Raw genomic sequence first — 12,751 nt, 5'->3', positions numbered from 1 at the left:
GCCCCGCAACGGTTTCAAAGCGTTGTAAGAACCCGCGAACTAGGGCAAACCCCGAGATTGACAGCGCTGTCAATTGTGGCCATTCTTGCGTCCGTCGGCTCGCCACACGATTCAGAAGAGAACGCTGACACCGCTGTCATGCATGGCAGACGGTCCAATATCAGGAGACAGTCCATGGAGCTTGAAGCCGCACGTCCGGCCGCACGTCGTCATTCCCGCAACAAGCGCTTTGGTCAACGCGTCGGCGCGTCGGCCATTGCAGCCGCCGTACTCGCGCTGGGCGCAGCCAGTGCCCACGCGTATGACATCACGACCAGCCCGTATCTGACCGGCGACTGGGGTGGCCTGCGCACCCGTCTGGCAGAGCAGGGCGTGAACTTCAACCTCGGTTACGGCAGCGAAGTTGCGCACAACTTCAGCGGCGGTACCGAACATCTCACGCGCTACACCGATCAATGGGTCATCGGTACGGCGCTGGACCTGCAGAAACTTGTCGGCTGGCAGGGCGCCACGTTCCAGGCAACCGTCACTGACCGCAACGGCCGCAACCTCGGCAGCGACGCGAACATCGGCAACAACATGCTGATCCAGGAAGTCTATGGCCGCGGCCAGACCTGGCACCTGACGCAGTTCTGGCTGAACCAGAAGCTGCTCAACGACCGGCTGGAAATCAAGGCAGGCCGCGTGACGGTGGGTGAAGACTTCTTCTCGTTCTCGTGCGATTTCCAGAACCTGACGTTCTGCGGCTCGCAACCGGGCAACCTGGTGGGCGGCTACTGGGTGAACTGGCCGACCAGCCAGTGGGGCGCACGCGCCAAGGTGCACACCTCGGCCGAAACCTATGCGCAGATCGGCGTGTACCAGGTCAACCCGAACTACGTGGATGACGGCTGGGCCCGCCGCAACGGCTGGAAGCTGAACAACCCCGGCGGCACCACCGGCGCGCTGATTCCGCTGGAATTCGGCTGGATGCCCACCATCGAGGGCCGCCCTGGCACGTACCGCGCAGGCGTCTGGTACAACACCTCGAACGGCAAAGATCTGTACGAAGACGTGAACGGCAACGCGCGCGGCATCACCGGCCTGGACGCCAAGCAGCGCAACGGCCAGTACGGCGTCTACCTGAACCTGCAGCAGCAGATCACGGGTGCGCCGGACGGACGCGGCGCCACGGTGTTCCTGAACTTCTCGCAGGCCGATCGCAACACCGCGCAGACCGATCACCAGATCTCGGTGGGCGTGCAGTACAAGGGACCGTTCGATCGCCTGTCCGACACCGTCGGCTTTGCCGTGGGTGCCACGCACAATAATGGCCGCTATGCCGACTTTGTCCGTCAGACGAATGCCCGCACCGGCGCCAATACCGTGGTGGGTGACGGCTACGAATACGTGAGCGAGCTGTATTACAGCTGGTCACCGGTGAAGTCTGTGTACTTCCGTCCTAATCTGCAGTACATCCTTCATCCGGGCGGCACTTCGCAAAACAAGAATGCCTTCGTCGTCGGCCTGAAGACCGGCGTCACGTTCTAAGAATGCACTTGCGCACAATAGGAGACCTTTCATGATTTCCCGCGTACTGAACACCCTCGCCGCTGCGGCGGTCCTGACTTTCGCCGCCACCTCGGCCCACGCCAGCAAGGAAGCGCCGGTGATCGGCTTCTCGATCGACGACCTGCGCGTGGAGCGCTGGACGCACGACCGCGATTACTTCGTCGAATCGGCCAAGAAGCTGGGCGCGACCGTCAACGTGCAGTCGGCCAACGCCAACGAAGCCAAGCAGATCGCCCAGATCGAAAACCTGATCGCCCAGAACGTTGACGTGCTCGTGATCGTGCCGTTCAACTCCAAGGTGCTGGGCAACGCCATCGCCAGCGCCAAGAAGAAGGGCATCAAGGTGGTGTCGTATGACCGCCTGATCCTGAACGCCGACATCGACGGCTACGTGACCTTTGACAACGTGAAGGTGGGCGAGCTGCAGGCACAAGGCGTGGTCAAGCTCGCACCCAAGGGCAATTACTTCCTGCTGGGCGGCGCCGCCACCGACAACAACGCACGCCTGCTGCGCGAAGGCCAGATGAAGGTGCTCAAGCCGTACGTCGACAAGGGTGACATCAAGATCGTCGGCGAGCAGTGGACGCCGGAGTGGGACCCCTCCAAGGCGCAGAACATTGTTGAGAACGCGCTGACCGCGAACAACAACAACATCCAGGGCATCGTTGCCTCCAACGACGGCACGGCCGGCGGCGCGATCCAGGCGCTGGCACGCCAGAAGCTGGCGGGCAAGGTGCCGGTGTCGGGCCAGGACGCTGACTTGGCCGCCGTGAAGCGCGTGGCCGAAGGCACGCAGGCCATGACGGTGTACAAGCCGATCAAGCAGATCGCCGCCACCGCCGCCGAGATGGCCGTCGACCTCGTGAAGGGCACGGCGCCGAAGTTCAACACCAAGCTGAACAACGGCAAGAAGGATGTCGACACCGTGCTGCTGACCCCGACGCTGCTGACCAAGGACAACCTGGACAGCACCGTTGTCAAGGATGGCTTCTATACGCATCAGCAGATCTTCGGCAAGTAAGCCGCCGATGCAGTGGTCAGTCGTAGTGAGTAGGAGAACGCCATGAGCAGTAACGGCACCCTGTTCGAGATGCGCAACATCGTGAAGTCGTTCTCCGGTGTGCGCGCGCTCGACGGCGTCAGCCTGGCAGTGAGGCCGGGCGAGTGCGTCGGTTTGTGCGGGGAGAACGGCGCCGGGAAATCGACCCTCATGAAGGTGCTGTCGGGGGTCTATCCCTACGGCACCTTCGAAGGCGAGATCCTGTGGGAAGGTGAGCCGCTGCGCGCGCATTCCGTGCGCGACAGCGAGCGCGCCGGCATCGTCATCATCCACCAGGAACTGATGATGGTGCAGCAGCTCTCCGTCACGGAGAACATCTTCCTCGGCAACGAAATCACCAAGCCGGGGGGCCGCATGGACTACGACGCCATGCACGCCAGGGCAGAAGAACTCCTCGCCCGCTTGCGCCTGACCGACGTGAACGTGGCCGCGCCCGTGATGAACTACGGCAGCGGCCACCAGCAGCTTTTCGAGATTGCGAAGGCGCTCGCCAAGAATGCGCGCCTGCTGATCCTGGACGAGCCGACCTCGTCGCTGTCCGCCAAGGAAATCGAGGTGCTGCTGTCCATCATCGACGACCTCAAGCGCAGCGGCGTGGCATGCGTCTACATCTCGCACAAGCTCGATGAGGTCAAGCGCGTGTGCGATACCGTCACCGTCATCCGCGACGGCAAGCACATCGGCACACGCCCCGCCGCCGACATGACCATCGACAACATCATCACGATGATGGTTGGACGCGAAATGACGTCGCTGTTCCCGAAGGTGGAACACACGGTGGGCGACGTGGTGATGGAAGCGCGCAACGTCACCTGCTGGGATGTCACCAACCCCAACCGCAAGCGCACAGACAACGTGAGCTTTGCCGTACGCCGCGGGGAAATCCTCGGCGTGGCCGGGCTCGTAGGCGCGGGGCGTACGGAAATGGTCTCCGCGCTGTTCGGCGCCTACCCCGGCCGCTCCAGCGCCGAGATCATCATGGACGGCAAGCCCGTCAAGGTGGGCTCTCCGGCGGATGCAATCGCTGCCGGCATCTGCCTCGTGCCAGAAGATCGCAAGCGCCACGGCATTGTCCCGCTGATGGCCGTGGGCGAGAACATCACGCTCGCCACGCTGGCGCAATACGCGCGCGGCTTGCGTGTCGACAAGGGCGCCGAACTCACCACCGTCGACCGCGAAATCAAGCGCCTGCGCATCAAGACCGCCAGCCCGGCGCTCGCGATTGCGAGCCTGTCCGGCGGCAACCAGCAGAAAGCCGTGGTCACGAAGATGGTGCTGGCAATGCCGAAGGTGCTGATCCTCGACGAACCCACGCGCGGTGTCGACGTCGGCTCCAAGTACGACATCTACAAGATGATTGCCGACCTGGCCGCCAGCGGCGTCGCCATCATCATGGTCTCGTCCGAGATGCCGGAAATCCTGGGCATGAGCGATCGTGTCCTGGTCATGGGCGAAGGCCAGCTGCGCGGCGACTTCGTCAATCAAGGCCTCACCCAGGAGCGCATCCTGGCTGCTGCAATCAACGCTGAACCCGGCCGCCAAGCGGCTTGAATCGCCATGTCCAATATCCTGCAATCCCAACTCGCCCGTCAGAACGGTGGCAGTGGCGGCCCGCGCCTAGACGGCCGCGCCATCCAGCAATTGTTCGTGCGCTACAAGGTGCTTGCGCTCCTGCTGGCCGTGGCGCTCATCTGGGTCTTCTTCTACTTCCAGACCAACGGCACGTTCCTCAAGCCGAACAGCATTTCCAACCTGTTTCTGCAAATGTCGGTGACGGGCATGCTGGCCTGCGGCATGGTGTTCGTCATCATCGCGGGGGAAATCGATCTTTCCGTTGGCTCGCTGCTTGGCTTGCTGGGCGGGCTGGTCGCCATCCTCACCGTCAACCTGGGCTGGAACACGTGGCTGGCCGTGGGGACGGTGCTCGTGGCGGGCGCGGCCATCGGCGTGGTCAACGGCTTCATCACGACCAAGCTGCGTGTGCCCTCGTTCATCGTTGGCCTGGGCGGCATGCTGGCCTTCCGCGGCTTGCTGCAATGGAGCACCGACAGCGTGACCATCGCCCCGGTGCCCGATGACCTCGGCAACTTGGCGCAGAGCTTCGTGCCGGCATGGCTGGCGTGGTCGCTGGCGGCTGTGATCGTCGCGGGTTCGGTTGTGCTGACCGTGCGCCGCCGTCGCGAGCGTGCGCGCCTGTCGCTCTCGCTCACGCCGATGTGGGCCGACGGGCTGAAGCTGCTGGCCATCGCTGCGGCCTCGTTCGGCTTTGTCGCAGTACTCAACCAGGCCAGCGGCGTGCCGCTGCCGGTGCTGATCCTGCTCGTGCTGCTGGCCATCTTCTCGTACGTCGCGACTCAAACCGTCTTTGGCCGTCACGTCTATGCGGTGGGCGGCAACATGGAAGCCACGCGCCTGTCCGGCGTGAACGTCGGCCGCGTCAAGCTGCTGGTGTTCGTGCTGATGGGCCTGATGTGCGCCTTCGCGGGCATCATCACCACCGCGCGTTCGGCCGCGGGGTCGCCCTCCGCCGGTGTGGGCGGCGAACTGGATGCCATCTCTGCCTGCTTCATCGGCGGCACGTCGATGCGAGGCGGTTCGGGCACCGTGTACGGCGCACTGATCGGCGCACTCGTCATGGCAAGCCTCGACAATGGCATGCAGCAGATGAACGTCGACGCCTCGTGGCAGATGATCGTCAAGGGCGTGGTGCTGGTCGTCGCGGTGCTGATCGACGTGCTTTCCGGCTCCAATCGGGGCTGACGGCGGCTCGGTTCACATCACTCCAGGGGCCCATCCGGCCCCCTTCCCTGATCCCGGAACGATACGGCGGCGCGCGACGTTGCAGCGCCGGCCGCCGATCGTCCTTTTTTCTCCTCATCCCGAACGGAATTCGACATCGTGGCTGACTACCAAACCCCTGCTCGCGTTCTTGTGACCGGCGTGGCCGGCAACCTGGGCCGCAAGGTCGTCGAGGCACTGGCCTCCGCCCCGTGGTGCACGTCCATCATCGGCGTTGACTGGGTTGCCCAGAACGTCGAGTTTTCGCCGCAAGCGGCCGAACGTTTTCAATGGGTCAAGGCCGATCTCACGCAAGCCGACGGCGCATGGACGGATCTGCTGAGCAACGTCGATGCCGTCATCCACCTGGCCGCAATCCACTCCACGCCGGACGCAACGTGGGAGCAGGCGCTGGCCTCCTACGGCATGACACTCAATGTGCTGCAGGCTGCGGCCACGCACGGCGTGCGCCGCTTCGTGTTTGCCTCGTCCAACCACGCGATGGGCGCATACAAGGACCAACCCCTGGCCGGCACCATCGGCCCCGGCAAACTCACCGCCGAACTGCCGCCCGCCCCGGGCACGCGCTGGAACAACGGCACGGAAGACGTCTACTCGCTCGCCTACGGAACGTCCAAGGCCATGGGCGAACGGCTCTGCAAGGCAGTGGGCGCCGTGTCCGCGGCCAACGGCGGCAAGCTGTCGATCGTGTCGCTGCGGATCGGCTGGGCACTGCCCGACGACAACGACCCGAACGACATCAACTATTCCGGCACAGCCGATACGCCCGTGCCGACCGAGCTGCCAGATGAAGCCAGCCGCGTCGCACTGCGCTGGTTCCGCAACATGTGGCTATCGAACGGGGATCTGCGCCAGTTGTTCCTCTGCTCCATCACGGCCGACCCCGCGCGCTGGCCAGCACCGGCCATCATCGTAAACGGCGTGTCGAACAACCGTGGAATGGATTGGGGGCTGGAGACCGGGCGCGAGTTGCTGGGGTATGAGCCGCAGGATGATTTGTATGCGTTGATCAGCGTAACGCAGTAGCGCTCCATGAAAAAAAAGGCCCGGCAATCAGCCGGGCCTTTGCGTTGGACGCAGGAAAATCAAGCGACGCGGACCGGCCGCAAACTGTCTTCTTCTGATCCAACACCTTCATCCAGGGCAGCGTTGCCATGAACACCGCGGGATGTCCGAACCTTGTCAGCCAGCAGCACAATCAGGCTCGCGAACAGGACACCGCCGATCAGCGAAAGCATCGCCAGCGCAAGCGAACTCGGCCCGGAACGGTATTCGGGCAACGTGGGACCCGAAACAAAGCGCGCCTCTGAAATGTGCTTGTTGCGCATCTGCTCGGCAATCACCATAAACTGGTTATAGATCTCGCGCGTCTTGTCGTCTTTGAGGTCTTTGCCAGCAAACACAGCCTGGGCCGTCTTCACGAACTCGGCCAGCAACGCGCTCCCGGTCTTAGCCTGGCGGGTGCCTTGGTCAATGCGTTCGTAGAATTCGCTGCGCAGCGCATTCTGCTCTGCGTCGCGTTCAAGCAACGTGAGTTGCGATTTCAAGTCGGCGATTTCGGTTTCAATACCAACCAGCTGTGCTATCGGAGACAGATAACGCGACGCAGTGTTGTCGCTGCTGGTCGACAGCAGTTGGCGCGCTTCCATCTTCGATGCTTCGGGGTACTTGCCTGCGATGAGGCGGGCCGCTTCGAGCCGGCTGGAAGCCTGGGCCAAGGCCAGCCTCTTCTGAATGATCTGGTTATCGATCTGTTGTTTCTTCGCCTTGGCTTCACCCGCTTTGGTGTAGATCGTATCCATCAGATCTTCACTCAGCATGGTGTCCTTGATGTAGTCGCCCATCAGTTGAACACGCGCTTGCGCATTCTCCGCCGACCGGTCCTTGAACGTAATCGAGAACCCTAGAATGCCGATGGCGTCGAGCACCCCTTTCGCGTCGGTCACGTAACGCAGATCGTCTTTCGACAACGGAAGGACCGCTTGCAGATGCGCCTGGACAAAGCGCTCGCTTAGATTGCCCAGCAAATACTGACCGTTTGCATCGTCGAGTTTCTTGTTTTCTTCGAGATAGCGGCGAAGCGTGTCCCGATCCCAGAACGCAGCCTTTTGAACGTTGTATTCCGCAAATTTACGCGGCGCGCGCATGAACCCTTGACTGACGTACTCACAGCCCATCCAAAATGAGAGCGCCAAAATCAATGCGGAAAATATGGCCGCAAGCAAAATGATCTGTCGCCGCAGCTTCCAGCAGCGCACAACGAAGACTTGCGAATCAAAATCAAATAGCTCGGCGCCATCGTACGCCGCCGGATTAATCTTCTTCATCACCTCTTCCGTCCTAAAAAAATGCCCATCACTTGCAGACAAGTGTGTCTGAGATCATCTGATGCGCCTCCGGTTAATTCTCTGAGCGCTAGGGGTCGGATGCCTGCTACTACTCACTATGAATCTGCAAAAATCATTACAGCTCAATGAACCGGGCACCTGAAATGTGAAATGGACGAAACCAGACACCATTTCTCACCCAACGCCATATGATTGCCCAGTCAACAGAGCGATTCTCGACAGTTCCGCGTCGAACTTCAAGGGCCGCGATACTCCCGACGGGCGAAATCCGGGCGCCTAACGATAATGGCTCAGGCCTTCGGCCACCACCCTTCAGCGTGTGGGTTGACAAGTGGGTAATGTGGAGAAACAAAGGATACGTATACCCACGCAGAAGACTCCGTGCCTTCCTCAACGGAGTAGCGCAATACCTCAACGAACCGGCGCGCAGGTCGATTCCCGAATCACCAGCTCATACTGCAAATTCTCGTGCACCGAATGCGGCTTCAGCCCCGGCAGGTGCGGGCGATGAATTGCAATGAGCTGTTCCACAGCCGCATGCGCCATCGCCTGGATCGGCTGGCGCACGGTGGTGAGCGCTGGCCAGAGCTGGCGTGAAAGCGGCGTGTCGTCGTAGCCGCAGATGGAGAGTTCTTCCGGCACCTTGATGCCGCGCGCCTGCGCCACGCGCAGCACGCCGGCGGCCATGTCGTCGTTGCCGGCAAAGATGGCGGTGGGGCGCGGCTCGCAAGACAGCAATCGCTCAGCGCAGGCTACGCCCGACTCGAACGAGTGCTCGCCCTGCTCGACCAGTCGTTCGTCGACTTCGATGCCGGCCTGCGCCATCGCGTCGCGATAACCGAATACCCGCTGATACGCCGCGCCGTGGGCGGGATCGCACACCACGAAGCCGATGCGGCGGTGGCCGAGGCCGATCAGGTGCAGCGTCATGTCGCGTGCGGCGGCGCGGTCTTCGGTGTTGACGGACAACCCCTTGTGCTCGCGATCGGCAGGTGCCAGCCGCACGTAATCGATGCCGGCTTCATCCAGCGCCGTGATCAGCGACGGCACGTCCGACACCGGCGGCGTCAGGATGATGCCGGCCAGCGCACGCTGGCGCGCACTCTGGATGATCTGCTCGGCGAGGTTCGGGTCGCGGTAGTTGCAGGGGGTCAGCAGCAGGCTGTAGTCGAGCGCCTGGCAGGCTTCGAGCGCGCCATGCTGGATGTTGACGATGTAGTTGTCGGAGGGGTTGTCGTAGACCAGCGCGATGATGTCGGCGCGCTTGCTGGCCAGTCGCCGGGCCGCCGGGTTGGGCCGGTAGTCGAGCGTCTGCATCGCCTCGACCACCTTCGCACGCGTCTTCTCGCTGATGTTCGGCTCGTGGTTCAGCACGCGCGAGACGGTCTTGATGGACACGCCCGCATGCGCGGCAACATCATCGACAGTGACGGCTCCGGCGTTGCGCTTCATGGTCTGGCGATGGTCTGGCGAGTGTGGTTCTGAAACACGGAACGGGCGCCATCATGCGCCCGCCAATGTGTTCGATTTTAGCGCCAACCCCTGAGCCGCGCGGCCGAAAAAAACTAACGGGCGCTCAATCCCGACTGGCCGATCGGCAGCCGAACGATGCCTTGCGCCAGACTCACGCCCAGCAGGACGAGGCCGCCGCCGATCCAGTGATAGCCGTGCACCGTTTCGCCCAGCATCACCGCGGCCATGCCGGCCGTGAAGACCGGCATCAGGTTCATCAACACGGCCGTACGCTCGCTGCCGATGCGCTTGAGCCCCTGCATCCACAGATACGACGCGACGATCGACGAGGCAATACCCGCAAACACCACCAGCCCAATGCCCTTGGCCGGCACGGCCAGGCTGTGCGCCGTCATGGCCACCGGCACGAGCATGACGACGGCCACCAGCACCTGCACGTACAGGTTGAGCCACTGCCCGAACGGCAGCGCCCACCGGCGATAGAGGATGTTGTAGAGCGCGTACGCCGTGGCGCCGGCAAGCACGAGCACGTCGCCATGGTTGATGCCGCCGTCGAACAGGTTGGCCGGTTCCCCACGGCCGAGCAGATACAGCACGCCCAGGAGCGACACCACCACACCGGTCACGGCCTGCGCCCCGACCGGCTGACGAAATACCACCACGTTCAAGGTCAGCCCCAGCATCGGGATCAGCGCACCGATCACGCCCATGTTGGTCGCGCTCGTGCTGTGCGCGGCGTAGTACGCGAGGCATTGGTACATCACCATGCCCAGCAGCGCGAGCACCGCAAAGCGGCGCCACTGCGCCACCACGGCATGACGCTGGCGCCATAGCGGCCGCGCACAGAACGGCGTGAGCACGACGGCCGCCAGCACCCACCGGTAGAACGAAATGGCCGCCGGGTCCACCACGCCGGCCGCGGCTTTCGAAACGATCGTATTGGCAGCCCAGATCAGCACCGCCAGCAAGGGATACAGCACAGGCACGACGGCCTCCTCGAACACCCGAAGACGGCAGTGTAGTAATGTCCGGTTCAAAACATATACTTCAAACCAGACAACCTCACCCCTCGAACGCGACAACCGTGGCTGACACCGTGTACACCGCCTTCCGCGAAGCCGATCTGCGTGTGCCCAAGGGCGCTCCGTTCTACTTTCGCTACGACCATTTCGAGCCTGAAACCGATATCGAGCCGCACACGCACCCGTGGGGCCAGATCAGCCGGATCAGCCTCGGGTTGATGGAGGTGGTGGTCGATGGCCGCCGGCTGACGGCGCCTGCCGAATACGTGATCTGGGTGCCGGCCAACCAGCCGCATTCGGCATCGATCCGGCAAGCGACGGATTTCCTCTCGCTGTACATGGCGGAGCCGCTTGCGCAGCGGCTGCCACCCATGGCTTGCCTGATTCCGCAAACGCCGCTGGTGCGTGCGCTGTTCGAAGACTTCGCCACGCGCCGCGTCACCGCCATGGCTGACGAGTGGGACTTGCGCCAGTTCGAATTGCTGGTCGAAACGTTGGTGCGTGCCGGCCACGCCGATAGCTACCTGCCCGACAGCACCGACCGGCAGTTGGAGCCCATCCTGCAAGCCATCCGCCTGGACCCCGCAGACACGACCACGCTGCAGCAATGGGCCGAGCGCGTGCACGGCACCGAACGCACCCTTGCACGCCGCTTCCAGACCGACCTCGGCATGAGCTTCGTGCAATGGCGCAATCGCGTGCGCCTGCTTCGCGCGCTGGTGTGGCTCAAGGAAGACCGCCCGGTGCAAGAGATTGCGCTCGCGCTGGGTTATGGAACGGCTTCGGCGTTCATTGCGATGTTCCGCAAGCAGGTCGGGTTTTCGCCCGAGCGCTATCGACGGCAGATGTGTGGCGAGGCGGAGCGCCCCGCCGCATAGACCGTCGTCATCAAGCGACCGATTAACCGCCATCAGCCACCAAGGCGTAGCCCGACACAACGCTCGCATCATCCGAAGCGAGGGAGGCCACGATGGTTGCCATTCCTCTGCGCTGCCGACACGGCCCGCCGGTGTGCCCGCCGCAAAGTCATACATCGCTTGGGCTGACGGCCAGATGCCGCGATGGTGAAACGGCGTCTCGACCAGGCCCGGCGGCCTCGACATCTGGAACGATCGTTACGCGCGAAACGCGGCGATCGGCGTTGTGTTTGTCGGGATTCCGATCGGTTCGAAGAAGATCGCCTCGTTCTACTTCGACGATGCGGACGGCGTGCTCAAGAAGATCGAATACAAGGTCCTGCAGCAATAACCCCATCACACCAGCCGCGCGCCACCCATGGCGCGGGCACGGCATGGCCAACGCCTGCACTCACGGCGGCACGTCAATTCCCCCAATCGCAACGCGCCCTCGTGTCTTGCTTGTTACATTGAGCACGAACGAAAGAGGGATGGGCCACCAACACAAAAAACAAGTTGCATATCTAACCATCCTCACCTACCATCGACTCACCATGTTCGACCACTGCCTCTACTTCAACACCACCGCCCTGGCCCGCAAGCTCGACCGGGTCTGGGCAGACGCCTTCGCGCCGTTTGATCTCACGCCGCCGCAAGGCTTCATGCTCCGTGCGATCGTCGACCGTCCGGGCATGCTGCAAAGCGAGTTGTCGGAAGCGATGTCCGTCACGCGCCCCACGGCAACGCGCGCGCTGGATGGCCTGGAAAGCAAGGGCCTGATCGAACGCCGCAAGACGGAAGCCGATGGCCGCGAGACCGCCATCTTTCCGACGCGGGAAGCCCTCAAGATCGGTGCGGCGTTGAACGAGGCGAGCGGCGCCGTCACCGCGAGGTTGAAGCGCGTGCTGGGCAGTACCGAATTCACCGATACGGTGACGAAGATCCGAGGTGTGCGCTCCACCCTGACATGAGCGTGCATTTTTTTTGACCATGTAGTTGCATTGCCAACTAATGGGAGAAACCGCCATGCCCATCCTCAACGTCAAAGTCAGTGCCCAACGTTCTGCAGAAATGACGCAGAAGATCTCCAGCACGCTGCTGGAACTCACCTCCCGCATCCTGGGCAAAGATCCGAAGGTCACGGCCATTGCCATCGACTATGTCGACCCGGAAGACTGGATCGTCGGCGGGCAGACGCTGGCCGCGCAAGGCAAGAACAGCGTCTATTTCGACATCAAGGTGACGGACGAAACGAATACCAAGGCGGAAAAGGCGCAGTACATCGCCGAGGCGTTCAAGGCTTTTGCTGAGCAGCTCGGCAATCTGCACGAAGAGAGCTATATCTATGTGCAGGACGTTCGCGCCACAGCTTACGGCTACGGCGGCAAGACGCAGGAGTACCGCTACCAGCACGCATAAATGTGCCGATCGCGTCTCTCCCACCAACTAAGGAACAGGTGAAATCATGAACCGCATGAGCGCTTTCTTCGCGGCCAGTTGGCTGGCCGCCGCGTTGCTGTACTTTGGCCAACATTCGTTGCCGCTGACCGCGCTCTCGGGGGTGGTGTTGCTGGCGGGGTTCGATCTGCTGCGTCCGTGACG

The 12,751-nt window shown here is 62.6% G+C and carries 12 protein-coding genes; 9 read left to right on the top strand and 3 right to left on the bottom strand.

Translation table 11 applies throughout. The annotated features are described in order from the left end of the window. The first annotated feature begins 174 nt into the window (after positions 1 to 174). From AAHM38_RS00820 to AAHM38_RS00800, 5 genes are all read left to right on the top strand, one after another. Complete coding sequence (locus AAHM38_RS00820) at positions 175 to 1,530, top strand: carbohydrate porin (RefSeq protein WP_116574984.1); 1,356 nt, start codon at positions 175 to 177, stop codon at positions 1,528 to 1,530. Positions 1,531 to 1,561: 31 nt separating this feature from the next. Further along, positions 1,562 to 2,572, top strand: a complete 1,011-nt coding sequence (gene xylF / locus AAHM38_RS00815; RefSeq protein ID WP_004632537.1) for a D-xylose ABC transporter substrate-binding protein — start codon at positions 1,562 to 1,564, stop codon at positions 2,570 to 2,572. Between the two features lie 42 nt (positions 2,573 to 2,614). Then, a complete protein-coding gene (locus AAHM38_RS00810) occupies positions 2,615 to 4,162 on the top strand; it encodes a xylose ABC transporter ATP-binding protein (protein WP_116574983.1) in 1,548 nt (515 codons plus the stop codon). Positions 4,163 to 4,168: 6 nt separating this feature from the next. Then, positions 4,169 to 5,371, top strand: coding sequence for a sugar ABC transporter permease (locus AAHM38_RS00805; RefSeq protein ID WP_027679687.1), 1,203 nt, complete (start codon positions 4,169 to 4,171; stop codon positions 5,369 to 5,371). A gap of 138 nt (positions 5,372 to 5,509) precedes the next feature. Further along, positions 5,510 to 6,436, top strand: coding sequence for an NAD-dependent epimerase/dehydratase family protein (locus AAHM38_RS00800; RefSeq protein WP_116574982.1), 927 nt, complete (start codon positions 5,510 to 5,512; stop codon positions 6,434 to 6,436). A 59-nt stretch (positions 6,437 to 6,495) separates the two neighbouring features. Here the strand turns inward: AAHM38_RS00800 and AAHM38_RS00795 are convergent, their stop codons facing one another. From AAHM38_RS00795 to AAHM38_RS00785, 3 genes are all read right to left on the bottom strand, one after another. Continuing rightward, on the bottom strand, positions 6,496 to 7,737 hold the full coding sequence (locus tag AAHM38_RS00795; protein ID WP_116574981.1) for a hypothetical protein: 1,242 nt from the start codon (positions 7,735 to 7,737) through the stop codon (positions 6,496 to 6,498). 432 nt (positions 7,738 to 8,169) lie between these two features. Then, positions 8,170 to 9,210 (bottom strand): LacI family DNA-binding transcriptional regulator, encoded by a 1,041-nt coding sequence (locus tag AAHM38_RS00790; RefSeq protein ID WP_116574980.1) that lies wholly within the window; start codon positions 9,208 to 9,210, stop codon positions 8,170 to 8,172. A gap of 113 nt (positions 9,211 to 9,323) precedes the next feature. Further along, the gene (locus AAHM38_RS00785) at positions 9,324 to 10,217 is read right to left on the bottom strand and encodes a DMT family transporter (RefSeq protein WP_116575132.1); all 894 of its coding nucleotides are present in this window, start codon (positions 10,215 to 10,217) and stop codon (positions 9,324 to 9,326) included. Between the two features lie 98 nt (positions 10,218 to 10,315). Here AAHM38_RS00785 and AAHM38_RS00780 point away from each other — a divergent pair, with 98 nt between their 5' ends. The 4 genes from AAHM38_RS00780 (at position 10,316) to AAHM38_RS00765 (ending at position 12,749) form a co-directional block, all read left to right on the top strand. Beyond that, on the top strand, positions 10,316 to 11,131 hold the full coding sequence (locus tag AAHM38_RS00780; protein ID WP_039375910.1) for an AraC family transcriptional regulator: 816 nt from the start codon (positions 10,316 to 10,318) through the stop codon (positions 11,129 to 11,131). Positions 11,132 to 11,703: 572 nt separating this feature from the next. Beyond that, positions 11,704 to 12,120 (top strand): MarR family winged helix-turn-helix transcriptional regulator, encoded by a 417-nt coding sequence (locus AAHM38_RS00775; protein WP_116574979.1) that lies wholly within the window; start codon positions 11,704 to 11,706, stop codon positions 12,118 to 12,120. Between the two features lie 55 nt (positions 12,121 to 12,175). After that, positions 12,176 to 12,568, top strand: a complete 393-nt coding sequence (locus AAHM38_RS00770; RefSeq protein ID WP_116574978.1) for a tautomerase family protein — start codon at positions 12,176 to 12,178, stop codon at positions 12,566 to 12,568. A gap of 46 nt (positions 12,569 to 12,614) precedes the next feature. Next, on the top strand, positions 12,615 to 12,749 hold the full coding sequence (locus tag AAHM38_RS00765; RefSeq protein ID WP_004632518.1) for a hypothetical protein: 135 nt from the start codon (positions 12,615 to 12,617) through the stop codon (positions 12,747 to 12,749). The last annotated feature ends 2 nt before the right edge of the window (positions 12,750 to 12,751 follow it).

The sequence above is a fragment of the Ralstonia sp. OTU4908 genome, from assembly GCF_038440115.1.
Lineage (GTDB): Bacteria > Pseudomonadota > Gammaproteobacteria > Burkholderiales > Burkholderiaceae > Ralstonia > Ralstonia pickettii.
Note: the sequence above shows the minus strand (reverse complement) of the source record. Positions and strands in the feature narration are given on the sequence as shown.

Excerpts from the sequence above, each read along its gene's own strand:
- AAHM38_RS00820 (WP_116574984.1), top strand. The coding sequence starts at position 175 with ATGGAGCTTGAAGCCGCACGTCCGGCCGCACGTCGTCATTCCCGCAAC.
- xylF (WP_004632537.1), top strand. The coding sequence starts at position 1,562 with ATGATTTCCCGCGTACTGAACACCCTCGCCGCTGCGGCGGTCCTGACT.
- AAHM38_RS00810 (WP_116574983.1), top strand. The coding sequence starts at position 2,615 with ATGAGCAGTAACGGCACCCTGTTCGAGATGCGCAACATCGTGAAGTCG.
- AAHM38_RS00805 (WP_027679687.1), top strand. The coding sequence starts at position 4,169 with ATGTCCAATATCCTGCAATCCCAACTCGCCCGTCAGAACGGTGGCAGT.
- AAHM38_RS00795 (WP_116574981.1), bottom strand. The coding sequence starts at position 7,737 with ATGAAGAAGATTAATCCGGCGGCGTACGATGGCGCCGAGCTATTTGAT.
- AAHM38_RS00790 (WP_116574980.1), bottom strand. The coding sequence starts at position 9,210 with ATGAAGCGCAACGCCGGAGCCGTCACTGTCGATGATGTTGCCGCGCAT.
- AAHM38_RS00775 (WP_116574979.1), top strand. The coding sequence starts at position 11,704 with ATGTTCGACCACTGCCTCTACTTCAACACCACCGCCCTGGCCCGCAAG.
- AAHM38_RS00770 (WP_116574978.1), top strand. The coding sequence starts at position 12,176 with ATGCCCATCCTCAACGTCAAAGTCAGTGCCCAACGTTCTGCAGAAATG.
- AAHM38_RS00765 (WP_004632518.1), top strand. The coding sequence starts at position 12,615 with ATGAACCGCATGAGCGCTTTCTTCGCGGCCAGTTGGCTGGCCGCCGCG.